General features: G+C 64.7%; 17 protein-coding genes. 4 read left to right on the plus strand and 13 right to left on the minus strand.

The window, feature by feature from the left end; genetic code table 11:
- Window positions 1-34: 34 nt before the first annotated feature.
- Both phoR and QZ497_RS16095 read left to right on the plus strand, forming a co-directional pair.
- The gene (phoR, locus tag QZ497_RS16090; protein ID WP_295476726.1) at window positions 35-1,357 is read left to right on the plus strand and encodes a phosphate regulon sensor histidine kinase PhoR; all 1,323 of its coding nucleotides are present in this window, start codon (window positions 35-37) and stop codon (window positions 1,355-1,357) included.
- 125 nt (window positions 1,358-1,482) lie between these two features.
- Entirely contained in the window at window positions 1,483-2,823 is a 1,341-nt protein-coding gene (locus QZ497_RS16095) for a hemolysin family protein (protein WP_295476727.1), read from the plus strand.
- A gap of 56 nt (window positions 2,824-2,879) precedes the next feature.
- On the opposite strand, the gene QZ497_RS16100 is transcribed toward QZ497_RS16095, so the two are convergent.
- The 9 genes from QZ497_RS16100 to QZ497_RS16140 form a co-directional block, all read right to left on the minus strand.
- Window positions 2,880-3,782, minus strand: coding sequence for a M23 family metallopeptidase (locus tag QZ497_RS16100; RefSeq protein ID WP_295476728.1), 903 nt, complete (start codon window positions 3,780-3,782; stop codon window positions 2,880-2,882).
- A gap of 129 nt (window positions 3,783-3,911) precedes the next feature.
- Window positions 3,912-9,095, minus strand: a complete 5,184-nt coding sequence (locus QZ497_RS16105) for a deaminase domain-containing protein (RefSeq protein WP_295476729.1) — start codon at window positions 9,093-9,095, stop codon at window positions 3,912-3,914.
- A gap of 139 nt (window positions 9,096-9,234) precedes the next feature.
- Complete coding sequence (locus QZ497_RS16110) at window positions 9,235-10,143, minus strand: response regulator (RefSeq protein WP_295476730.1); 909 nt, start codon at window positions 10,141-10,143, stop codon at window positions 9,235-9,237.
- Between the two features lie 240 nt (window positions 10,144-10,383).
- Window positions 10,384-11,145: a phosphate signaling complex protein PhoU gene (gene phoU / locus QZ497_RS16115; protein ID WP_295476731.1), complete on the minus strand. Its 762-nt coding sequence runs from the start codon at window positions 11,143-11,145 to the stop codon at window positions 10,384-10,386.
- 68 nt (window positions 11,146-11,213) lie between these two features.
- Complete coding sequence (pstB, locus tag QZ497_RS16120; RefSeq protein ID WP_295476732.1) at window positions 11,214-12,047, minus strand: phosphate ABC transporter ATP-binding protein PstB; 834 nt, start codon at window positions 12,045-12,047, stop codon at window positions 11,214-11,216.
- Window positions 12,048-12,102: 55 nt separating this feature from the next.
- A complete protein-coding gene (gene pstA / locus QZ497_RS16125) occupies window positions 12,103-13,773 on the minus strand; it encodes a phosphate ABC transporter permease PstA (protein ID WP_295476733.1) in 1,671 nt (556 codons plus the stop codon).
- A 13-nt stretch (window positions 13,774-13,786) separates the two neighbouring features.
- Window positions 13,787-16,048, minus strand: a complete 2,262-nt coding sequence (locus QZ497_RS16130) for an ABC transporter permease subunit (protein WP_295476734.1) — start codon at window positions 16,046-16,048, stop codon at window positions 13,787-13,789.
- 162 nt (window positions 16,049-16,210) lie between these two features.
- A complete protein-coding gene (locus QZ497_RS16135) occupies window positions 16,211-17,206 on the minus strand; it encodes a phosphate ABC transporter substrate-binding protein PstS family protein (protein ID WP_295476735.1) in 996 nt (331 codons plus the stop codon).
- Between the two features lie 389 nt (window positions 17,207-17,595).
- Complete coding sequence (locus QZ497_RS16140) at window positions 17,596-18,885, minus strand: MFS transporter (RefSeq protein ID WP_295476736.1); 1,290 nt, start codon at window positions 18,883-18,885, stop codon at window positions 17,596-17,598.
- A gap of 365 nt (window positions 18,886-19,250) precedes the next feature.
- Between QZ497_RS16140 and QZ497_RS16145 the strand changes: the two genes are divergently transcribed.
- Both QZ497_RS16145 and QZ497_RS16150 read left to right on the plus strand, forming a co-directional pair.
- A complete protein-coding gene (locus tag QZ497_RS16145; RefSeq protein ID WP_295476737.1) occupies window positions 19,251-19,649 on the plus strand; it encodes an acyl-CoA thioesterase in 399 nt (132 codons plus the stop codon).
- A gap of 103 nt (window positions 19,650-19,752) precedes the next feature.
- Window positions 19,753-20,658: a D-hexose-6-phosphate mutarotase gene (locus QZ497_RS16150; protein WP_295476738.1), complete on the plus strand. Its 906-nt coding sequence runs from the start codon at window positions 19,753-19,755 to the stop codon at window positions 20,656-20,658.
- A gap of 92 nt (window positions 20,659-20,750) precedes the next feature.
- Here QZ497_RS16150 and QZ497_RS16155 read toward each other — a convergent pair whose 3' ends face one another.
- The 4 genes from QZ497_RS16155 to purE form a co-directional block, all read right to left on the minus strand.
- Window positions 20,751-21,284: a DUF3299 domain-containing protein gene (locus QZ497_RS16155; RefSeq protein ID WP_295476739.1), complete on the minus strand. Its 534-nt coding sequence runs from the start codon at window positions 21,282-21,284 to the stop codon at window positions 20,751-20,753.
- Between the two features lie 78 nt (window positions 21,285-21,362).
- Window positions 21,363-21,611, minus strand: coding sequence for a GlsB/YeaQ/YmgE family stress response membrane protein (locus QZ497_RS16160; RefSeq protein WP_295476740.1), 249 nt, complete (start codon window positions 21,609-21,611; stop codon window positions 21,363-21,365).
- 110 nt (window positions 21,612-21,721) lie between these two features.
- Window positions 21,722-22,804 carry a 5-(carboxyamino)imidazole ribonucleotide synthase gene (locus QZ497_RS16165; RefSeq protein WP_295476741.1) on the minus strand — a complete coding sequence of 361 codons (1,083 nt, stop codon included), beginning with the start codon at window positions 22,802-22,804 and terminating at the stop codon, window positions 21,722-21,724.
- 9 nt (window positions 22,805-22,813) lie between these two features.
- Window positions 22,814-23,305 carry a 5-(carboxyamino)imidazole ribonucleotide mutase gene (gene purE / locus QZ497_RS16170; RefSeq protein ID WP_295476743.1) on the minus strand — a complete coding sequence of 164 codons (492 nt, stop codon included), beginning with the start codon at window positions 23,303-23,305 and terminating at the stop codon, window positions 22,814-22,816.
- Window positions 23,306-23,363: the final 58 nt, after the last annotated feature.

Raw genomic sequence — 23,363 nt, forward strand, 5'->3', positions numbered from 1 at the left:
AGAATTTGCCGTACAGACAAGGATGTACCTTTAATTGAACCCGAACTGGCACGGCACCCTGATCCGCCACCTGTTGCTGCTGGTCACCGCCTGCATGCTGGTGGGGCTGGTCAGCGGCGAGTACGGCTGGAGCCTGTCGATCGGGCTGGGCCTGTACCTGGCCTGGACGCTCAAGCAACTGTTGCGCCTGCATGCCTGGCTGAGCAGCCACAAGGCCGATGAGCCGCCGCCCGACGGTTACGGCCTGTGGGGCGACGTGTTCGACAGCATCTACCACCTGCAACGCCGCGACCAGCGCGTGCGCGGCCGCCTGCAGGCGGTCATCGACCGCGTCCAGGAGTCCACCGCCGCGCTGCGCGACGCGGTGATCATGCTCGATGCCGACGGCAACCTGGAATGGTGGAACCGCGCTGCGGAAACCCTGCTGGGCCTGAAGACTCCCCAGGACGGCGGCCAGCCGGTCACCAACCTGGTGCGCCATCCGCGCTTCAAGGAATACTTCGCCCAAGGCAACTTCGCCGAGCCGCTGGAAATTCCCTCGCCCAGCAACGACCGCATCCGCATCCAGATGCTGATTACCCGCTACGGCAACAACGAGCACCTGATGCTGGTGCGCGACGTGACCCGCATCCACCAGCTGGAACAGATGCGCAAGGATTTCGTGGCCAACGTGTCCCACGAACTGCGCACGCCCCTGACGGTGATCTTCGGCTATCTGGAAACGCTGCTGGACAACAGCGAGGACGTCAATCCGCGCTGGGTGCGGGCGCTGCAGCAGATGCACCAACAGGGCAGTCGCATGCAGACCCTGCTCAACGACCTGCTGCTGCTGGCCAAGCTGGAAGCCACCGACTACCCCTCCGACAGCCAGCCGGTGCCGGTCGGCGCGCTGCTCCAGACCATCGCCAACGACGCCCAGGCGCTGTCGGCCGACAAGGCGCACAACATCCTGCTCAGCATCGACAGCGACATGGGCCTCAAAGGCAGCGAGACCGAGCTGCGCAGCGCTTTCTCCAACCTGATCTTCAACGCCGTGAAGTACACCCCGGCCGGTGGCGAGATCCGCATCCGCTGGTGGACCGACACGCGCGGCGCACACCTGAGCGTGCAGGACTCGGGCATCGGCATCGAGGCCAAGCACCTGCCGCGCCTGACCGAGCGCTTCTATCGCGTCGACACCAGCCGCGCCTCCAACACCGGCGGCACCGGCCTGGGCCTGGCGATCGTCAAGCACGTGCTGCTGCGCCACCGTGGCACCCTGGAAATCAACAGCGTGCTGGGCAAGGGCAGTGTATTCGTCTGCCATTTCTCTGCCGTGCAAATGGCCGACCCGGACGACGACTTCGACGAACTCTGACCCATGACGGCCTGTCCCTATGCAAGCTGGCGCGCAATCGTTACATTGCGTTTCTCATGGCCTTGCATTCGCTGTGGTCAATGGCCAACCCTCTTCAGATAAAACGGAAACCGTAATTCCCCATCATGGACCCTTCCCCTGGTATCGACCTGGCTTCACTGTTCGCCGATTTCGGCATGATTCTCTTCGCTTTCCTGCTGGTGCTGCTCAATGGCTTCTTCGTTGCCGCCGAGTTCGCCATGGTCAAGCTGCGCTCGACCCGGGTCGAGGCGATCGCCGACCAGCATGGCTGGCGGGGGCGCATCCTGCGCACCGTACACGGGCAACTGGACGCCTACCTCTCGGCCTGCCAGCTGGGCATTACCCTGGCTTCGCTGGGCCTGGGCTGGGTCGGTGAGCCCGCCTTCGCTCACCTGCTCGAACCGCTGCTGGGCGCCGCAGGCGTCGACAGCCCGGAAATCATCAAGGGCGTGTCGTTCTTCACCGCGTTCTTCATCATTTCCTACCTGCACATCGTGGTCGGCGAGCTGGCGCCCAAGTCCTGGGCGATCCGCAAGCCTGAGCTGCTGTCGCTGTGGACCGCCGTGCCGCTGTACCTGTTCTACTGGCTGATGTACCCGGCCATCTACCTGCTCAACGCCAGCGCCAACACCATCCTGCGCATCGCCGGGCAAGGCGAGCCGGGCCCGCACCACGAGCACAGCTACAGCCGCGACGAACTGAAACTGATCCTGCACTCCAGCCGCGGCCAGGACCCCAGCGACCAGGGCATGCGCGTGCTGGCCTCGGCGGTGGAAATGGGAGAGCTGGAAGTGGTCGACTGGGCCAACTCCCGGGAAGACATGGTCTCACTGGACTTCCATGCACCGCTCAAGGAAATCCTGGCGCAGTTCCGCCGTCACAAGTTCAGCCGCTACCCGGTGTACGACGCCGAACGTGGCGAGTTCGTCGGCCTGCTGCACATCAAGGACCTGCTGCTGGAACTGGCCGAACTCGACCACATTCCCGAGCTGTTCAACCTCGCCGACCTGATCCGCCCGCTGGAGCGCGTGTCCCGGCACATGCCGCTGGCGCGTCTGCTGGAGCAGTTCCGTCAGGGCAGCGCGCACTTCGCCCTGGTCGAAGAGGCCGACGGCAAGGTCATCGGCTACCTGACCATGGAAGACGTGCTGGAAGTGCTGGTCGGTGACATTCAGGACGAGCACCGCAAGGTCGAACGCGGCATTCTCGCCTACCAGCCCGGCAAGCTGCTGGTGCGTGGCGACACGCCACTGTTCAAGATCGAACGCCTGCTGGGCATCGACCTCGACCATATCGAAGCCGAGACCCTCGCCGGGCTGATCTATGAATCGCTCAAGCGGGTTCCCGAAGAAGAGGAACAGATGGAGTTCGAAGGCCTGCGTATCATCATCAAGAAAATGAAAGGCCCGAAGATCGTCCTGGCCAAGGTCCTCAAGCTGGACTAAACCCAGGTTCACCTGCAGGAGCGGCTCAAGCCGCTCCTGCAGGTTGAACAACCCGCCTAATTGCCGCCCACGGCGAAGTTCGGCAGGCTCTGTATCGGCTGGTTGAACTCGTACGGAATCGACACCAGTTCCTGCCCGACATTGCGCTGTACCACGAAGTGCAGGTGCGGGCCGGTGCTGTTGCCAGTATTGCCTGAACGCCCCAGGGCGCTGCCGACGCTGACTTTCTGCCCTTCCCTGACCACCACCGAACCCCGCATCAGGTGCAGGTACACGCCCATGGTGCCGTCGTCGTGAAGAATCCTCACGAAATTGCCCGAAGGGTTCGAGCCCCGGCCGCTCTGGCTGTTCTCCACCTTGATCACCGTGCCACCGCGCGCGGCGATGATCGGCGTGCCTTCGGGCATGGCGATGTCCATGGCGTAACGCCCCTTGGGGTCGGTATGGCTGTACTTGCCGCCTGGCCCCTGGGTCAGGCGGAACGGCCCGCCCACCCACGGCAGGGGGTACTTGTAGGCCAGCGCCTGGCCGACCGGTGAACCCAGCGTGGCGTTCAGCTTGGCGCTGTAGAGCATCGGCTGGCCTGGCTGGCGGGGGCTGAGTACCAGCAGCCGCTCGTGACTGCGTGCCGGCACAGTGCGACGCAGTGTCGTGGCGCTGCCCGGTACGCCCAGCACGTTCTTCAGCCCGCTCAAGCGCAGTTCGACTTCCACGGGAGCGTACAGGTCGTTGCGCACGTAAAGGCTGTGTACGCCGTCGGCCTTGCGCACATCCAGGCGCACCTGGCGTTCGATGTGCTCGACCATCCTGTCACGGAACACCACCACCGACGCCCCAGGGGTGGGCCGGTCACTGAACGACACCACGCCATCGGCATTGGTGGACTTGTAGATGGTGGTCGCCAAGGCAGCCTGGCAAGCCAGCGACAGGGCGCAAAAGATCAGCAAGCGGTCGAGCATGGGGCGCATCGGGTCAGTTGGCGATGGGCCCCAAGCCTAGCAGTGTTGCCGGGCGATGGGCATGCAAGGTTGTCAATCGACGCCCGCCACACCGTCAATAACCACACGCCACCGCCCTGCCCGCCGCGCTCAGGAAAGCGCGTAGTCCTTGAGGTAGCTGACCGAGAACAGCGCGTCAGGGAAGTCCAGCTTGAGCCGCGGTAGAACGAAACCACCGCAGGAGCGACAGGTGTCGAGCACGGTGAAGACCTTGATATGGGTCAGCGGCGTACCCGCCAGGTCTTCTTTCAAGACGGTTGCGATCAGCCGCTCTGAATCGAGCTGGCGACCGAACTCGCGGACCAGCAGACGATCGGCATCCCTGACCACCGGCAGGCTGGTGAACGACGGGTCTGGCTCACGCCCCAGCATGCGGGCCCGAGCGTCGCGAAAGATGACGTCATCGAGCACTCGCTCGGTGCTGCCCGTTACATCCAGCTGCAGCTTGAGATCGCGCGCGCGCTCGCCGCCCGACAAGGCGTAGTAGACGATGCGCTGCCCCGCTTCGGTATGCACCTGGATGAACGACAGATTGGCCCCTTTGATCTGCTTGAGAATGTTCTGCGCGGCCCTGGGTGTTTGTACCGTGTTGAGGTCCAGCACCTCCCAGCGGGCCTTGGAACCCTGCACCGGCAGCAGATGATTGAGCACCTCGACGATGTGCTGCTGCTCGGGCAGGCTGCGCTCGGCGACCCTCTTGAAGTCGGGAATGCTGCGTTTGGCCAGTTCCACGAACTGTTTCTGCATGGCCTCACCCGAGAGGATATTCGCCGCGTAGTGCAGCAACTCGTTGGGGCGTTTCTGTGCCACGCACCACGCGGCGTACTGCTCATAGCGGGTGATCGACTCGCCCCAGGCGAGGTTCCAGGCTGGCCGTTCGGACGCATCGAGCAGATCGAACAGCAGCCGGGCGATATTTTCCTGGTCCTGCAGCGCACTTGGGCGCTCGCGCACCACCCGGTACTGCTCCGACAGACGAATGAATTCGTTGATTTCATCCGCCTCGGTGACTCGCGAAAACACCAGTTCCAGGCGAGCATCGTCGGGCACCGCAGCCTTGTAGAACACACCCGTGTCGGGCTCGACGAAAATCCATGACGCCCCGGAAAATTCCAGGCGCATACCGCGCAAGGTACGCGCATCCTCGACGCCGGAGGCGATGGGCCCCAGCTCGATGACCGGCAGCGCTTCGTAGATGAACGCCGCGTCGTCGACCCGGTAGTTCTCCGGCAGGCCCAGTATTCCATCCCCGGCCAACTGGCCTGCGAGCGTCTGCCGGTACACCGGCGCATCGGGCAGCGCCAGCAGGGCGCGCTCGGCTTCGGTCAGGGCGACGACCGCCTTGCCTTGCGCAGGCGCTGCCGAGGTCGTCGCCAGCGGCGGCGCATCGGCCCACTGGCAGAACTTGCCTTCATGAACGAACACGTCCAGGTGGCGTGCCACATCACCCTCACCGACCGTCATCCTGGCCAGGCTGAACGCGCGCGCGGCCATTGCCTGGCTGGGGTACTTGCCGGTGCGTTTCGGTGACTCCGAGCCCTCGGCTATCGGGGCCGGCTCGGGCGTGGCCAGCCTGACGCCGCTGGCACAGGGCACTGGTACCAGGTCGCGGCGTACCCGGCAAAGGTTCTCGGTCTCTTGCAGCAGATCTGCCGTTGGCGAGAGCGGCGTGACCGACAACTGGCGCAGGGCCGCATCCTCTGCCGTGCTTTCCAGGTGATAGACCTCACCGTCGACCCGCAGGTCGAAGACGCCCTCTTCACGCTCAATGACGTGCACCCGGCAGCCCTCGGCAATGCGCAACTCACGCACACCTTCGGCCGTGGAAGTCACCGGCACCACCCTGGGGTAGCGTCCCACCTCGATCCCCGTTGTCGCCGAGGTCTGCACCAACTCCAGCGCCGGTGCGCGTGTCACCAGCGCCAGTGGCGGGCCAAAGGCGCGTTGCGTGGACGGATCGCGCAAACGGAAGTCCGGCACCTCGGGCGTGCCCACATCCTGCACGGCCACGCCGATCTGCCCATCCAGCTGGGCATAGCCATTCGCGCTCGTTGCCGTGCCGACGCTATCGTCCAGCAAGCGAAAGCGCCCCTGCTCCAGCAAGCCGGCCGCCGCCGGCCAGCCGCGCTCGCCCAGCAGCGTGCGCAGGGCGGGAACCCGTTCCAGCAGCCTGGCCTGGCCCAGCCGGCCCACCAGCACCGCCACCTTGCCCAGGTCACGCACGGCGAACACCGCGCTCTGCTCGGCCAGCCCCTTCACCAATTGGCCCAAGGCCTGACCGGTCAAGCGGGTGAGCGACAGCACGCTCAGTTCACCCGCCTTCATCACGATACGCACCGTCGACGCAGCGAATTGCCCGACAGGAATCAGGGCAAAGGCGACATCCAGCGCACAGCCGATGATCACCCCGGCCGAGTGCTCACCATGAGCCAGGTCCTCGATGCATCCATAGAACGGAATGATCAGCCGCGCGGCCAGCTCGGCGTACTCACGCTCTTTGGCCCACTGCAGCTCCCAGCTCGTGGCATGCTCGTGCGCAGCCTGACTCTGCTCCAGAAAACGGGCGAGCAGATGCCGGGCGGCGGCCTGGGCCAACACGGTCAGCTTCTGTGCGTCGGTGCCGTCAGGCGCGTAGACACACTCGTTGGCCGGAACCAGAGTGCCGTGCCGAGGTTGATGCCAGCTCAGCGAGGAGCGCGAAGGCGCCCCCTGCAGGTAGGCGTCGCTGTCCATGGCCAGCAAGGGCGTCACCCGCGCCTGCGCCACTCGCCTGGCGTGGCGCTCCTGCTTCTCGACGGTCTCCACGATGTTGCCGCTCAGTTGCGTCTCGGCCTCGACCTGGTAGACGAAGCGCTGTTCGACCTGGCGGATCACTCCCGCCGCAGGAATCAGCTCAATGAACACTTCATCCACCGCATGTTCATTGAAGTCGCTACGGTGGTCGCCGCGCTGACAGCGCAGGAACAACCCCTGGGCACCCTCTTCCCCGGCGAAGCTCACCCGGCTCAACTCACAGGTGGACGCCAGCAAGGTACTGCGCAAAGCCGGGCAGGCCTCGTTGAGCAAGCGCGCCACGACACGTGCCTGGGCGCTTACCAGCGACTCGCGGAAGGTCTTGAACGCTTGGGCCCAGGCTTGCGGCACAGTGGGCTCACCGGCTTGGTACGCCTCGCCCATCATGACCATCTCCAGGACGGTCGCCGCCGGCCGTCCGAATGCCAACAGTCGGTCCAGATCGTAGCTGCCGGCCAGGCTAAAACCGTGCTCCTGCAATACCGGCCAATGGTCGACCTTGATCGCCTGGGCCCAGAGCCACTGGGGAACCCCGGCGGCCGTCAGCATGCGTTGCGCCAGTTGCTGGCGATCCGGCGGCTTGCGGCCCAGCAGGTCGCTCAGCTCCTGGGCGTGCTGCGCCTGCTGGGCCTGAAGGTACTCCAGCGCCTGACGAACCTGCGTGGCACTGGCCCGCAGGAGGTCATCGGCATCCGGCCAGTCGATGGCCCCGTGTGCGGCGGCATAGCGCAAGGCCGGAACACTCAGGGTCCTGACCCACAGCGCATGCAGGGCCGGGTCTGGCGATTGGGAAAGGTCAGCGCTCAGCCTGACGACCTCGTCGAAGGCCGCACCCGCGTGACTACCCACCTGCAAGGCTTGCAGCAACACCACGCCATGGCTCAAGGCCACGCTTTGCAAGGCGCGGCCAAACGGCAAGTGCTCGGGCACGTCACTGACCAGCAGCTCCGGCAGCGCTTCGCGCAGCACCAGGTAATGCAGCAGGTCCACTGCGGCGGCCGTCACGGCGGGCTGGCGAGCGCGAATGTCATCATGGATGCGACGGCGCAATGTTGCGTGGCTGTGGTCGAGGGTCCACGCCCCGCGCAGTGTGTCGACCAAGGCGTGAGGAAAAGCCGCCGTGGCGCCAAGAAAGCCTTCGATGATGGCCCGCCCGGCCAGCGCCTGGCTCACTCGCGGTGCTGCCGGCTCATCGGCCTGGTCGCCATACCAGCCCAAGGCGCCGAGCATGGGGGCGAAGAATGCCGCGAACTGGGAGGTCAAGGCCAGGGCCTGCCAGGCCGTCTGCGCCTCCATGCCCAGCGTATTGCCTTCCCCGCCGGCCAAGCGCAGCGAGTCGAGCCCGAGCTGGCGAAACACCTCATCGACATCGCTCACGGCGCTCCAGCGGCTCCAGGGCGGGAGCAGCACATCGAAGGCCGCTGAGCCTGGCATGCCTGCCAGCGGCTCGACACTTTCGGCCAGGTCCGCCCCTGCGAGCAAGGCCGCCAGCGCCATGGCCTGGGCCGGACTCAGGTTCGCGTACCTCTGGCGCAAGACAGTCGCCAGGGACAAGGCTCGCCGACCCGGCGACCGACTGGCGGCCGCCTGCGCTTCGGCCAGCCAGGGTCGTCCACCCGGATTCAGCGTGTGCTCCGCCAGTTTGCGCAAGAACACTGCCCGCCCGGTGTCGGCCAAAGGCGTCAGCGGGTCAGGCAGCAAGCCCTGGCACGTGATGCCCTGTTGCGCCAGGGCCGTGAAGCAACGCACCAGCCATTGCCCCGTGGCCGTGCCATGCAAACGCGCATCAAGCGCCTCGGCCAAGGCCTGGTCATGGCTTTTCCCCGCCGGCAGCCAGGCGGCCTGCCCAGGCCCCAGGGTCACGAGGGTTTCCAGTGCCGGCTCATCCTCCGCCAGCCCCTGATACAGCAACTGCCCGGTTCCCAAGGTCACCCAGGCCTCCGCCGTCAGGTAGCGAGCGCCGCGCTTGAGCGGCACCATCCAGGCGCGCAGCACCTCGGGTATCGGCGTCAGCAGCTCGCCCAGCAGCGGATAGTCCTCAGCGAGGTCGGCACCGCGCCGCGCCGCCACGCCATACAGGAAGTCTTCCAGCTGCTCATGCGCAGCGGCGTCACTGGCCGGCGGCAGGTTGAGCCAGGCCAGCCGGGCCAGGAATTGATGCACCTGCCAGACCGTGACTTCGGCCTGCGCAACGCCCATGACCTCGGCATACAGCTGCCGCACCCCATCCCCTTGGTAGAGCCTGGCCAAGTACAAGGCCGGCTGGACAGGGTCGCCGGTAAAGATGTCGTCACCCAGCAGATGGCCGAGCACCAGGCGAACGATGCGAAAGTGATCCGCTGCACGTACTTGCAGCACACTGGCATAGCGCTCGGCGGGCACCGGGCGCTGTACCACACCCAAGGCGAGATCGATGGCCAGGAACAACTGGCCCGTGGGGAAGGTGCTGATATTGCGGGGTTGAAGCAAGGTAGGGTTCACGCTGGACTCCAGTCATCGGATAAGACGGAGTCCACGCAATCGAACGGTACGCGGCGAAGCTAGCAGGAATTTCCGACACCGGAGATCGGAAAAGTCAGCGCCCCGATGCTGCGCATGCACCGGGGCCGGACGGGCGCCGTCAGGCGCCGGGGACGAAGTGCTTCTGCGCAGTGCCGCGGGCGATCAGGCGCGACAGGTAGTCGAGCTTCTTGGCGTCCTGGTCGACGAAGCGGAAGGTCACCTGCAGCCACTCGCTGTCGGGCTTCTGCTCGAAGGCGACGATGGCGTGGACATAGCCGTTCAGGCGTGCGACTTCGTTGTCTTCACCCTGCTCCAGGTCCAGCACCGCACTGTCCAGGATCTGGGGCAGCACGTCGCCGCGGCGCACCACCAGCAGGCCTTCCTTGAGGGTCAGGGCCTTGATGACACACGACTGGCTGCCGTTGGGCAGGCGCAGTTGCCCCTGGCCACGGCCAGCGGGCTGCTGGCTGGGGGCCTGAGCCGCGGCACGGGCAGGCTGCGGCGCGGCAGGCGCGGGCGCGGCCGCTGGCGCCGCCGGGCGCACGACCTCGGCCTTGCCACCGGTCAGGGCACTGAGCGAGTCGTTGAGCGCCATGTTCATGCGACTCGGGGCACCGGCACTGGACATCACGGCATCGAGCTTGCCGACCTTGGCCAGGGCTTTCTTGACCTTGGTGAGCAGTTGCTCGTTGGTGAACGGTTTGCCGACGAAGTCCGACACACCCGCCTGGATCGCCTGCACGACGTTTTCCTTGTCGCCACGGCTGGTCACCATGATGAACGGTACGGTCTTGAGCGGGCCTTCCTGCTGACGGCACCAGGCCAGCAGCTCCAGGCCGGACATCTCGGGCATTTCCCAATCGCAAAGAATCAGGTCGAAGGATTCACGGGCGAGCATCACCTGCGCCTTGCGCCCGTTCACGGCTTCTTCGGTATGGATGCCGGGGAAGTAGTTGCGCAGCCCTTTTCTTACCAAGTCGCGAATGAAAGTCGCGTCATCCACAACCAATACACTGACTTTACTCATCGACGCTCCTGCGGGCGTGTTCACCTTGTCGGGTGAACCGCGTTATGCCAACACGCCCCTTTGTTTCCGCAAGCATATCGTTGACCTGTGGCCAACTGCCAGATTGTTGGGCAGCGTCTCGCTCACTTTCTGGCGGACGGCTGCATATCAGGGCCTGATGCTGGCGTCCTGTGAGCCGCGCAGCCCTGGCACTGCAACGCAAAACGCCCAGCGTGCGCTGGGCGTTTCTGGCAGGCAAACTTATTTATCGTCAGCCGCGTCCGGAACATTAGCACTTTCGTTGGTATACCCCTGAACTTCTTCACGCATGCGCTTGAGGCCCATGTGCCGCACGTCGGTGCCGCGCACCAGGTAGATGACCAGTTCCGAGATGTTGCGCGCGTGGTCACCAATGCGCTCCAGCGAGCGCAGCACCCAGATCACGTTCAGCACCCGGGAGATCGAGCGCGGGTCTTCCATCATGTAGGTCGCCAGCTCACGCAGGGCGGTCTTGTACTCGCGGTCGATGGTCTTGTCGTACTGGGCCACCGACAGCGCCAGCTCAGGATCGAAGCGGGCGAAGGAGTCCAGGGCGTCACGCACCATGTTGCGCACCTGGTCGCCGATATGGCGGACCTCGACGTAGCCGCGCGGGGCTTCGCCCTCTTCGCACAGCTGGATGGCGCGGCGGGCGATCTTGGTGGCTTCGTCACCGATGCGCTCCAGGTCGATCACCGACTTGGAGATGCTGATGATCAGACGCAGGTCGGAAGCGGCTGGCTGGCGACGCGCCAGGATGCGCAGGCACTCCTCGTCGATGTTGCGCTCCATCTGGTTGATGCGCTCGTCCACTTCGCGCACACGCTGGGCCAGACCGGAGTCGGCTTCGATCAACGCGGTGACCGCATCGTTGACCTGCTTCTCGACCAGGCCGCCCATTTCGAGCAGGTGGCTGCGCACGTCTTCGAGTTCGACGTTGAACTGTTGGGAGATATGATGCGTAAGGCTGTCTTTGTGGATCATGCTGGGTGTCCTTGGAACGTCCGGTGGATGCGAAAACGCACGCTGTTTCAAGACTGACGAAGTACCCGCTAGCCGTAACGGCCGGTGATGTAGTCTTCGGTCTGCTTCTTTGCCGGATTGGTGAACAACGTGTCCGTATCACCGAATTCGACGAGTTTGCCCATGTACATGAAAGCGGTGTAGTCGGAGACCCGCGCCGCCTGCTGCATGTTGTGAGTGACGATCACAATGGTGTATTTGGATTTCAGTTCGTAGATCAGCTCCTCGACTTTGAGGGTGGAAATCGGGTCGAGCGCCGAGCACGGCTCGTCGAGCAGCAGCACTTCGGGCTCCACGGCGATGGTGCGGGCGATCACCAGACGCTGCTGCTGACCACCGGACAAGCCAAGGGCCGACTCGTGCAGGCGGTCCTTGACCTCATCCCACAGCGCCGCACCGCGCAACGCCCACTCCACCGCTTCGTCGAGCAGGCGCTTCTTGTTGATCCCCTGGATACGCAGGCCGTAGACGACGTTCTCGTAGACGGTCTTGGGGAACGGGTTGGGCTTCTGGAACACCATGCCCACGCGGCGGCGCAACTCGGCGACTTCTTCGCCCTTGCTGTAGATGTCGTGGCCGTCGAGCTTGATGCTGCCCTCGACCCGGCAATCGTCGACCAGGTCGTTCATGCGGTTGAAGGTGCGCAGCAGGGTCGACTTGCCGCAGCCGGACGGGCCGATGAACGACGTCACCTTCTGCCGCGGAATATCCAGGCCGATGTCGAACAGCGCCTGCTTCTTGCCATAGAACAGGTTCAGGCCCGCCACTTCGAACGCCACGTGGTCGTGCGCCAGGGGCGCGGCGTCTCGGCTGCGCCGCGAAGCGTTGGAGGGGGCGCCCCGGCCCGGGCTGTCGTGTTGCATGTAGGGCTCCTGATGGAACGATAGGTTTCGTCGAACCGCGCAATGCACGGCGAACTCAGTTATCCAGCGCCTTGTACTTCTCGCGCAGGTGGTTGCGAATGGCGACGGCAGACAGGTTGAGCAAGGCGATCACCAGCACCAGCAGCAAGGCCGAGGCATAGACCAGCGGTCGCGCCGCCTCGACGTTGGGGCTCTGGAAACCGACGTCGTAGATATGGAAGCCCAGGTGCATGATCTTCTGGTCCAGATGCAGGTAAGGGTAGTTGCCGTCCAGCGGCAACGACGGCGCCATCTTCACCACGCCCACCAGCATCAGCGGCGCCACCTCGCCAGCGGCGCGCGCCACGGCGAGAATCAGGCCGGTCATGATCGCCGGGCTGGCCATCGGCAGAACGATCTTCCACAGGGTCTCGGCCTTGGTCGCGCCCAACGCCAGCGAACCTTCGCGCAGGCTCAGGGGAATGCGCGACAGGCCCTCCTCGGTGGCGACGATCACCACCGGCACGGCGAGCAGCGCCAGGGTCAAGGACGCCCACAACAGGCCCGGCGTGCCGAAGGTCGGGGCTGGCAAAGACTCGGCGAAGAACAGCCGGTCCAGCGAACCACCCAGCACGTAGACGAAGAAGCCCAGGCCGAACACGCCGTAGACGATGGCCGGCACCCCGGCCAAGTTGTTCACCGCGATGCGGATCAGCCGGGTCACCGGCCCCTGGCGGGCGTACTCGCGCAGGTACACGGCGGCCAGCACACCGAAGGGCGTGACCACGATGGCCATGATCATGGTCATCATCACCGTGCCGAAAATCGCCGGGAACACGCCGCCTTCGGTATTGGCTTCGCGAGGATCCTCGCTGAGGAACTCCCACAGCTTCTTGAAGTAGAACGCGGTCTTGGCCATGACCCCCATGGTGTTGGGCTGGTAGGCGTGCAGCACTTTGCCCAGGCTGATCTCGGTTACCCGGCCCTCGGCGTCCTTGGCAGTCAGGCTGTCGCGGTCGAGGTCCTGGCGCAACTGGGCGAGGCGCCCTTCGATACCCGAATAGCGGGCCTGCAACTCGGCACGCTCGACGGCCAGGTCGGCCTGCGCCTCGGCGTCCGGACCGCCCGCCATTTCCAGGCGGCGAGTCTTCAGGCGCAGGCGCTCCAGGCCGTGGTTGATCGATACGATGTCCTGCTTTTCCAGCTGGTGCAGTTGCCCGGCCAGCTCCCGGACCCGCTGCAGGCGTTCACGCAGTTGCGGCCAGGCTGCCTCGCCGACGGCCACCACCCGGCCGTTCTCCTTGATGTTGAGCAGGTAGCCGTAGAAGTTGCCCCACTCGCGGCGCTCCAGGGTCATCAGCTCGGCAGGCTCGCTGCGCTGGCTCAACCACTCACTGACCACCCAGGTGAAGTCACTGCGGGTCAGGTCGCGGTTGCCGACCTTGAACAGCTCGCGGCTGAGGAATTCCGAACCCTGCGCAGCCACCGGCAACCCGGCGTCGAGCAGCCGCGCGCGGGGCACCTGTTCGCTGTCCACCCGTTCGCCGATCAGCACATGGGGCGCCTGCCCCGGCACGGTGTACTGCGCGCGCACCAGGTCGGCCGGCCAGAAGTGCCCCAGGCCACGTACGGCGAGAATCGCCAGCAGGCCGATGGTCAGGATCACGGCGATCGACACCGCGCCGGCACTCATCCAGACGCCGGGGGCGCCACTCTTGATCCATCCGTTGAGGGAGTTGCGTTTCACCGGTAGCGACTCCCTAGAGCGATGAGTATTTCTTGCGCAGGCGCTGACGGATCAGCTCTGCGAGGGTATTCATGGCGAAGGTGAACACCAGCAGCACCAGCGCGGCCAGGAACAGCACGCGATAGTGGCTGCCGCCCACCTCCGATTCAGGCATCTCTACGGCGACGTTGGCCGCCAGGGTGCGCATGCCTTCGAACAGGCTCATGTCCATGATCGGCGTGTTGCCGGTGGCCATCAGCACGATCATGGTTTCGCCCACGGCCCGCCCCATGCCGATCATCAGCGCCGAGAACAGCCCCGGGCTGGCAGTCAGCAGCACCACGCGGGTCAGGGTCTGCCATGGCGTGGCGCCCAGGGCCAGCGAGCCCAGGCTCAGGCTGCGCGGTACACCGAAGATGGCATCCTCGGCGATCGAATAGATGTTGGGGATCACCGCGAAGCCCATGGCCAGACCGACCACCAGGGCGTTGCGCTGGTCATAGGTGATGCCCAGGTCGTGCTCGATCCAGGTGCGCATGTCGCCGTCGAACAGCCAGCTTTCCAGGTGCGGACTCATGCCCAGCGCCAGCCAGCCGACGCCCAGCACCACCGGCACCAGCAGTGCGGCCTCCCAGCCCTCGGGCACACGCAGCCGCAGGTTGGCGGGCAAGCGACTCCACAGGTAGCCGGCCAGCAGGATGCCGATCGGCACCAGCACCAGCAGACTGAACATACCGGGCAGGTTGGCTTCCAGGTACGGCGCCAGGAACAGTCCGGCGAAGAAGCCGAGGATCACCGTCGGCATGGCTTCCATCAGCTCGATGACCGGCTTGACCTTGCGGCGCATCACCGGAGCCATGAAGTAGGCGGTATAGATGGCGGCGGCGATGGCCAGGGGAGCGGCCAGCAGCATGGCGTAGAACGCCGCCTTGAGGGTGCCGAAGGTCAGCGGCGCCAGGCTCAGCTTGGGTTCGTAGTCGGCATTCGACGCCGTGGACTGCCACACGTACTGCGGCTCGTCGTAGCTCTCGTACCAGACCTTCTCCCACAGGGAACTCCAGGAGATCTCCGGGTGTGGATTGTCCAGGCTCAGCGCTTGCAGAGTGCCCTGGCTTTCGATCAGCAGACGGTTGGCCCGTGGCGACAGGGTCATCAGCCCCGGCCCCTGAGTGACCTGTTCGACCAGCAGGGTGCGGTGCGCCGTACTGTGGAACACCCCCAGCCGCCCTTCGGCGTCCAGCGCCACGAAGCCCTTGCGACGCTGCTCGGCGCGGATCTGCACGATGGGCGCATCGTCCAGATGGAAGTCGCGAATACGCGTGAAACGCGGCTCGCCGTCGGTGTCGCGCACCATGAACCACTGGCTGATGCCGCCCTGGGAGTCGCCGAACAACAGGGAGATACCGCCCACCAGCTGGGTGGCGAAGGTGATCTCGGCGTTGGCGTTCTCCAACAGCTTGTAGCGACCGTTGAGGGTGCGGTCCAGCAGGCTGAATACGTCGGCCTGGGCGCGCCCGTTGACCACGTAGAGCCATTGCTGGCGTGGGTCGATGAACAGCCCCTTCACTTCAGCGGAAAGTTGCGGCAGCTCGATAAGGCTCTGCTGGCGGGTCACGCTGCCGGTCTGCGGGTCTTCACCCAGCTCCACGGCCAGGACATGCAGCTGGGTACCGGTGGCGCCGGCCAGGCGCAAGTGGCTGCCACTCAGGCTCAGGGTCACTTGGTCGATGGCCCGCCCCGCTTCATCGAGGGTCAGGGGCTGCTGGCCGACCGGCCAGGCAATCGCCGGCGTGATGGTCTTGCGATTGCCCGGATAGCTCACCTCGTAGGCATGGCGGAACGCCAGGACCTGGCCGTTGGACAGGCCCACGGCAATCAGCGGCGTACCGGGCTGGTCCTTGCCGATGGCGGTGATCCGCACACCGGGCGGCAACGGCAGGTCGACACGCTTGAGTTCGTTGCCGGTGTCGATATCGAAGAAGATCGCCTGGCCTTGCTCGGAAACCCGCAGACCGACCTGGTTCTGCTCTTCGATGCTGATCATCAGCGGTCGACCAGCGTCCTTCAGCCAGGCAGGCGTCAGCGGTGCATCGGCCTTGAGGCTGGCGCCCTTGAACAACGGCGCCACCACCCAGGCCAGGTAGAAGAAGATCAGGGTAATGGCGAACAGCACCGCCATGCCGCCCACCCCGACATACCAGCGGGTCAGCCGATCCTTGAGTGCCCGGACGCGTCGCTTGCGCTGCATCGCGGGTGTATTGAAGTCAATGCCTTCGGGAGCGGAACTACGATTCATCGGATCCTGGGTCGACTCGTTCTGTGTGCAGCCGGTCGGACAACGCGCAATGCCTGAACGGCTTGCGCACCGCCATATAAAAAAGCCCGCCCCCCAACAAACCGGCGGCGGACTGTAGAAACCCTTGCATGCGCAGGCACCCGGCCAGCGGGCTGACGCCTGTCAGCGCGCCGACCGGACCGGGCCCGCAAGCCCCAGGTCGGTCAGCGCCTTCTGGATCGTCTTTTCAGGCAGCGGAACATAGCCGTCCTTCATCACGATCTCCTGCCCCTGCCGGGACAGGATCAACTTGAGAAACTCGCCTTCCAGTGGCGTCAACGGCCTGTTCGGCGCCTTGTTCACATAGACGTACAGGTAGCGCGACAGCGGGTAGCTGCCATCGAGGGTGTTGCCCTCGGTCTCGGCCACGAAGGCGTCGCCTTCATGCCGCGCCAGCGGCACGGTTCTGACGCTGGAAGTCTTGTAGCCGATACCCGAATAACCGATACCGTTGAGCGAGGTGCTGATGGCACTGACCACCGAAGCCGACCCCGGCTGTTCATTAACGTTGGCCTTGAAGTCGCCTTTGCACAACGCCTCTTCCTTGAAATAACCATAGGTGCCGGAGACCGAGTTGCGGCCGAACAGCTGGATGCGCTTGTTGGCCAGGTAACCGGTCACCCCGACATCACCCCAGGTCAACGCTTCGCTGCGTGCACCGCAGAGGCGCGTGGCAGAGAAGATCGCATCGAGCTGTTTCAGGGTCAGCCCCTTGATCGGGTTGTCCTTGTGCACGAACAGCGCCAGGGCATCCACGGCCACCGGCACGGCCGTGGGCTTGTAACCATGCTTCTGTTCGAACGCGGCGATCTCGCCGTCTTTCATCTTGCGGCTCATCGGCCCGAAGGTCGCCGTGCCCTCGGTGAGTGCCGGCGGGGCGGTGGATGAACCGGCCGCCTGGATCTGCACGTTGACGCTCGGGTACTCGCGCTTGTAGGCCTCGGCCCAGAGGGTCATGAGGTTGGCCAAGGTGTCCGAGCCGACGCTCGACAGGTTGCCCGACACGCCGCTGACCTTGGTGTAGGACGCGATCGACGGGTCGACGGCTGCCATTGCGCAGCTGCTGCAGGCGCCCACGGCCACCAGCGAGAAAGCCACCATCCAACGCTTGAGTGCCATGCCTCGTGCTCCCGGCCAATACCCTTCGATCCGTCTGCCACTGCCCGACGGATGAACACTGTATGAACTGATTGTGACAATAAGATGAAAAAAGGCTGACACCCTAGGCTTTGTACGAAAAGTCGGCGAGCGAAGGTCAGGCAAGGCGCAACGAGCGAAGCGAGTAACAGCCGCAGGCTGACCCGAAGGGCGAGCGCCAGCGAGTCAAAACAGGCGAGGAACGCTCGGAGTCGCGAGCGACTTTACTGGAGTAAATGAGCATTCCGACCGGGTGGCGATCCACCGGGCTGGCGATCCAGCCTGTTTTTAACGCAGCATGACCGAGCGCAGGCACTTTTCGTACAAAACCTAACGGATGGCAGCCTTTTTCAGAAACGTCTGACAGGGGCTCAGCGTTTGCGCGACAACAGGAACAGGCCCAGCAGAACGCCCAGCGCACTCAGGGCCGCGACATACCAGGACGGTCCCATCGGGCTCTGCTTGAGCATGAAGGTCACCACCATCGGCGTCAGGCCACCGAAGATGGCGTAGGCCAGATTGTAGGAGAACGACAGCCCGGAGAAGCGCACCACTGGCGGGAAGGCCTTGACCATCACGTAGGGCACCGCGCCGATGGTGCCGACGAAGGCACCGGTCACCGCATAGAGCGGGAACAGCCAGTCAGGGTGCGCCATCAGGCTGTGATAGAAGGTCCAGGAGCTGGCGCCCAGGCCGATGCTGCCGACCACGAACACCCAGCCCGCGCCGAATCGGTCAGCCAGCATGCCGGCGGCGATGCAGCCCAGGCTCAGGCAGACGATGGCCAGGCTGTTGGCCTTAAGGGCGGTGGCAGCAGGAAAGCCGTAGGTGGTCTGCAGGAAGGTCGGGGTCATGAGGATGACTACCACAATGCCCGCCGACAGCAGCCAGGTCAGCAGCATGGACAGCGCCACCGAACCACGATGCTCGCGCAGCACGGCCTTGAGCGGAACCTCCTCGGCCAGCGCCTTGCGCTGCTGCAGCTCGGCGAACACCGGCGTTTCATGCAGCATGCGCCGCAGGTAGACCGCCATCAGACCAAAAACGCCGCCAAGCAGGAACGGAATGCGCCAGGCATAGTCCGAGACCTCGGTCGCGCTGTAGATGCTGTTGATCAGCGTGGCGACCAGCGAGCCGAGCAGAATGCCGGCGGTCAGGCCGGCGGTCAGCGTGCCGCAGGCGTAACCCACATAGCGAGCCGGTACGTGCTCGGAGACGAACACCCAGGCGCCCGGAACCTCGCCACCGATGGCGGCACCCTGGATGACGCGCATCAGCAGCAACAGCACCGGCGCCCACAGGCCGATCTGCTCGTAGGTCGGCAGCAGACCCATGATCAGCGTCGGAATGGCCATCATGATGATGCTCAGGGTGAACATCTTCTTGCGCCCCAGCAGGTCACCGAAGTGCGCCATGACGATGCCGCCCAGCGGGCGCGCCAGATAGCCGGCGGCGAAGATGCCGAAGGTCTGCATCAGGCGCAGCCATTCGGGCATGTCGGCGGGGAAGAACAGCTTGCCGACCACCGCAGCGAAGAATACGAAAATGATGAAATCGTAGAACTCCAGCGCTCCGCCCAGGGCGGACAGCGACAGGGTCTTGTAATCGCTGCCGGTCAGGGGACGTGCAGGCGGCGCGGATTCGGAGGACACAGAGGACATGGCAAGGCTTCTCTTGAGGCGTTTCTCTTTTGAGGATGCGGCGACAGCGGCGCTGACTGCGTCGCGGTGGCGTGCAGAAGCGATTGTCCGGGGGCAACGACGCGGATAGGCATCAAAATTGCCTGTACGAGTAATCTTGTTACCGGTACGGGTGGGCCAAGATAGCAAAATGTTGCAAAAAACTCATAGGCACCGGCTGGAACTGTTACAAATGAGGCATGATCGGGGTAGCGCCAGGGTGTGACCGATTTACCCGCCGGGCGTCAAGAAGGCTGTGCCAAAGCGGTTTCTCGGGTTTCGAGCGGCTTTGCCAGAGCGTTTTTTTCAGTTATCTACGAGAGTCATGGGTCAGAGGCACCCCAGGCATGATCGAGCTTGAACAAGAAGATCCAATCCCGCAGGGCGACCTTGCCTTGCAAATCACCGCCCTGCCGCGCGAAACCAACGGTTTCGGCGACATCTACGGGGGCTGGCTGGTGTCGCAGATGGACCTGGCCGGTACCGCCATGGCCAGCAAGATCGCGGGCGGGCGGGTCGCTACCGTGGCCATCGACCGCATGGCCTTCCTGGTTCCGGTGGCGGTGGGCGAACAGCTGTCGTTCTACACCCGCACCCAGGAAGTGGGCCGCAGCTCGATCAAGATGCTGGTCGAGGTGTGGAGCGACGACCCGCTGACCAGCGAGTGGCGCAAGGTCACCGAAGCGGCCTTCGTGTTCGTGGCCATCGACGGCAGCGGCCGCACCCGCTCGGTGCCGCGTCGCTGAGCAGCCGGAGCAGGCGGCCCACAAGCGCCACTTTGGCGCTAAACTCGACGGCTTTGGCGCAGTCTATCGACTTTCGACCACGGCCCTTGAGTGAGAATCTCCCATGCCCACGCCCCAGATTGAATCCGTTACCTTCGACGAGCTCGAGTGCTGGCGCATCAGCCACGGCGATGCCGAACTGCTGATCGCCCGGCAGGGTGCGCACATCCTCAGCTACAAGGTTGCTGGCCAGGAGCCGCTGGTGTGGCTCAATGACCAGGCGATCTTCAAGAAGGGTACGCCGATTCGTGCGGGCATTCCGGTGTGCTGGCCCTGGTTCGGCAACCTGGCGCGCAATCCCGAGAGCGTCCAGGCCATGCGCCACAGCGCAGAGCCGGCCAAGGCTCACGGTGAAGTGCGGATTCTCGACTGGCAGTTGCTGGGTATCGGCGAGGACGGCGAGGCCCTGCTGGTCGAGCTGATCCTGCCCGAAGCCGAAGGCCGTCTGCCCGACTGGCCGCACAACGTGGCACTGAAGCTGAGCATCCGCCTGGACCAGGCCCTGAACCTCAGCCTGGTCTGCTACAACAGCGGCACCGAAAGCGTGACCCTCAGCCAGGCGCTGCACACCTACTTCGTGGTCAGCGACGTGCGCCAGGTGACCCTCAAGGGCGTGGACGGCCTGCGCTACATCGAAACCCTGGAAGACTGGGAAGAGCGCCAGCAGTCCGGTGACCTCACCTTCGCCGGGGAGACCGACCGCATCTACCTCGACACGCCCAACCTGATGAGTATCGAGGATCCGGGCCTGCAGCGGCGCATCCTGATCCAGACCAGCGGCTCCAGATCGGCGGTGGTGTGGAACCCCTGGGTGGACCGTGCCCGCGCCCTGCCCGACATGGCCGACGACGGCTGGCAGCGCATGCTCTGCGTGGAAACCGCCAACGTGATGAGCGACGTAGTGACCCTGGCCCCGGACCAGATGCACGTACTGGGCGTCAGCATCTGGAGCGAAGCGCTGGGCGAGTGATGCCCCGTCAAACCCGGAGCGGCTTCAGCCACCAAGCGTTTGGCGGCTGAAGCCGCTCCTGAAGGGCCAGGTCTGATCGAGCGGCCCAGGCCTCAGAGGTCCGAATCGACCACTACCCGGACCTTCGAGGCGTCCATGGCATAGGCCGCATCGGCCATGTCGTTGTTGACCTTCTCGATCTTCAGCGTTCCGACCACCCACAATGGGGTGTAGATGTCATCGAGCTTGATGCCCTTGGGGTAGCGCACCAGCACCAGCTGGTTGGGCGGCGGTGGTGGTACGTGGATGCAGGCCCCCGGATACGGCACCAGGAAGAACAGCGTGCTGCGGCCCTTGGCGTCGGTTTCCAGTGGCACCGGGTAGCCACCCAGGCGAATGTTCTTGCCGTTCATGGCCGCGACCGTCTTGGTCGAATACATCACCGCCGGCAAGCCCTTGCTCTGCTTGAGCCCGCCCTTGCTGTCGAAGGTGCCCTGGGCCTCGGGCGAGTTGTGGTCGATCTCCGGCATCGCCTCCAGGGCTTTCTGGTCGGACAGCGGCATCAGTTCCAGCCAGTCGGTTTCCGGAAGTTCGGCACAGGCCAGCGTGGAGACCAGCAGCAGAGGCAATAACAGGAAGCGGCGCATCGAAAGGCTCGGTTTGAGAAAACGGAGCGCGCATTCTAGCCCCCCGCCCGCATTAAGCGGAGGGCCGTGAGGCAATCGTCAGGATTTCTTTTTGATCATCCCGTAGATCACCAGCAGGATGATCGCGCCGACCAGCGCACCAAGGAAGCCGGCGGTTTCGCCAGCCTGGTAGATGCCCAGCGCCTGCCCGCCGTAGGTGGCCGCCAGGGAGCCGCCGATACCCAGCAGGATGGTCATGATCAAGCCCATGCTGTCGTCGCCAGGCTTGAGAAAGCGCGCCAGCAGACCGACGATCAGACCGATGAAGATGGTACCCAGGATGCCCATAGCGTTTTCCTCCGATGAACAGAAACCGCCAAGGCACGCTGTGCCTTGGCTTGTTGCCATCTGAGGAGCGGAATAGCGCAATGGTTCCGGGAAACTGTTCCCGGAACCGATCAGGCCTTGACCAGCGCCTGAACCTGAGCGACCTGACGGTCGAGGGTGGCGCGGTCGGCGCTGCGTACCGTGGCATGACCGACCTTGCGGCCGTCCTTGAACGCCTTGCCATAGTGGTGCAGATGGCAGTCGTCGACCGCCAGCACCGCCTCCACGGCGGGTACTTCACCGATGAAGTTGATCATCGCGCTCTCGCCCACCTTGGCAGTGGAACCCAGCGGCAGGCCGCTGACCGCGCGCAGGTGGTTCTCGAACTGGCTGCACTCGGCGCCTTCGATGGTCCAGTGCCCGGAGTTGTGCACACGCGGCGCAATTTCATTGGCCTTCAGGCCGCCATCCACTTCGAAGAACTCGAAAGCCAGTACGCCAACGTAGTCGAGCTGCTTGAGCACACGGCCGGCATAATCTTCGGCCAGTGCCTGCAACGGGTGCTCGGTGCTGGCGATGGACAGACGCAGGATGCCGTTGTCATGGGTGTTGTGCACCAGCGGGTAGAAGCGCGTCTCACCGTCACGGGCGCGCACGGCCACCAACGAGACTTCGCCGCTGAACGGCACGAAGCCCTCCAGCAGGCACGGCACGCTGCCCAGCTCGGCGAAGGTGCCGGCGACGTCGGCGGCGCTGCGCAGGACCTTCTGGCCCTTGCCGTCGTAGCCCAGGGTGCGGGTCTTGAGCACCGCCGGCAGGCCGATGCGCGCCACGGCGGCGTCGAGGTCCTGCTGCGACTGAATGTCGGCGAACTCCGGGGTGGGGATACCCAGGTCCTTGAACATGCTCTTCTCGAACCAGCGGTCGCGGGCGATGCGCAGCGCTTCGGCGCTGGGATACACGGGCACGAACTGCGACAGGAAGGCCACGGTCTCGGCCGGTACACTTTCGAACTCGAAGGTCACCAGGTCCACTTCATCGGCCAGCTGGCGCAGGTGGTCCAGATCGCCGTAATCGGCACGCAGGTGCTCGCCCAGCGGCGCGGCGCAGGCATCCGGCGCCGGGTCGAGAAAGGCGAAGTTCATCCCCAGCGGGGTACCCGCCAGGGCCAACATGCGGCCCAATTGGCCGCCACCGATAACACCGATCTTCATGGATAAACCTCAGGCGTTGCGCGGGTCTGGATTGTCCAGGACGTTTTCTGTCTGCTCAGTGCGGAATTGCTTGAGCACCTTGTGGAACTGCGGGTGCTTGGCGCCCAGGATGCTGGCGGCCAGCAGCGCGGCATTCACCGCACCGGCCTTGCCGATGGCCAGGGTGGCGACCGGAATGCCGGCGGGCATCTGTACGATCGACAGCAGCGAGTCCACGCCCGACAGCATCGACGACTGCACCGGAACGCCCAGCACCGGCAGGTGGGTCTTGGCGGCGCACATGCCCGGCAGGTGGGCAGCACCACCGGCACCGGCGATGATCACCTCGATACCACGGCTCTCGGCCTCTTCGGCGTACTGGAACAGCAAGTCTGGCGTGCGGTGCGCGGACACCACCTTGACCTCGTGCGGGATGCCGAGCTTGTCCAGCATTTCGGCGGTGTGGCTAAGGGTGGACCAATCGGATTTGGAACCCATGATCACGCCAACCAGTGCGCTCATCGTCGTGCCTCTTGTCGGGCGCCCGCAGGCGCATCTAAAAACAACAAGCCACGCGGGA

The sequence above is a fragment of the uncultured Pseudomonas sp. genome (genome assembly GCF_913777995.1).
Lineage (GTDB): Bacteria > Pseudomonadota > Gammaproteobacteria > Pseudomonadales > Pseudomonadaceae > Aquipseudomonas.

Bases quoted from the DNA above. Each gene is read 5' to 3' on its own strand.
- phoU (WP_295476731.1), bottom strand. From the start codon at position 11,145: ATGATCCACAAAGACAGCCTTACGCATCATATCTCCCAACAGTTCAAC.
- QZ497_RS16160 (WP_295476740.1), bottom strand. From the start codon at position 21,611: ATGGGCATCCTGGGTACCATCTTCATCGGTCTGATCGTCGGTCTGCTG.
- QZ497_RS16135 (WP_295476735.1), bottom strand. From the start codon at position 17,206: ATGGCACTCAAGCGTTGGATGGTGGCTTTCTCGCTGGTGGCCGTGGGC.
- QZ497_RS16150 (WP_295476738.1), top strand. From the start codon at position 19,753: ATGCCCACGCCCCAGATTGAATCCGTTACCTTCGACGAGCTCGAGTGC.
- QZ497_RS16165 (WP_295476741.1), bottom strand. From the start codon at position 22,804: ATGAAGATCGGTGTTATCGGTGGCGGCCAATTGGGCCGCATGTTGGCC.
- QZ497_RS16155 (WP_295476739.1), bottom strand. From the start codon at position 21,284: ATGCGCCGCTTCCTGTTATTGCCTCTGCTGCTGGTCTCCACGCTGGCC.
- QZ497_RS16145 (WP_295476737.1), top strand. From the start codon at position 19,251: ATGATCGAGCTTGAACAAGAAGATCCAATCCCGCAGGGCGACCTTGCC.
- purE (WP_295476743.1), bottom strand. From the start codon at position 23,305: ATGAGCGCACTGGTTGGCGTGATCATGGGTTCCAAATCCGATTGGTCC.
- QZ497_RS16110 (WP_295476730.1), bottom strand. From the start codon at position 10,143: ATGAGTAAAGTCAGTGTATTGGTTGTGGATGACGCGACTTTCATTCGC.
- pstB (WP_295476732.1), bottom strand. From the start codon at position 12,047: ATGCAACACGACAGCCCGGGCCGGGGCGCCCCCTCCAACGCTTCGCGG.
- QZ497_RS16095 (WP_295476727.1), top strand. From the start codon at position 1,483: ATGGACCCTTCCCCTGGTATCGACCTGGCTTCACTGTTCGCCGATTTC.
- QZ497_RS16100 (WP_295476728.1), bottom strand. From the start codon at position 3,782: ATGCTCGACCGCTTGCTGATCTTTTGCGCCCTGTCGCTGGCTTGCCAG.
- QZ497_RS16130 (WP_295476734.1), bottom strand. From the start codon at position 16,048: ATGAATCGTAGTTCCGCTCCCGAAGGCATTGACTTCAATACACCCGCG.
- QZ497_RS16140 (WP_295476736.1), bottom strand. From the start codon at position 18,885: ATGTCCTCTGTGTCCTCCGAATCCGCGCCGCCTGCACGTCCCCTGACC.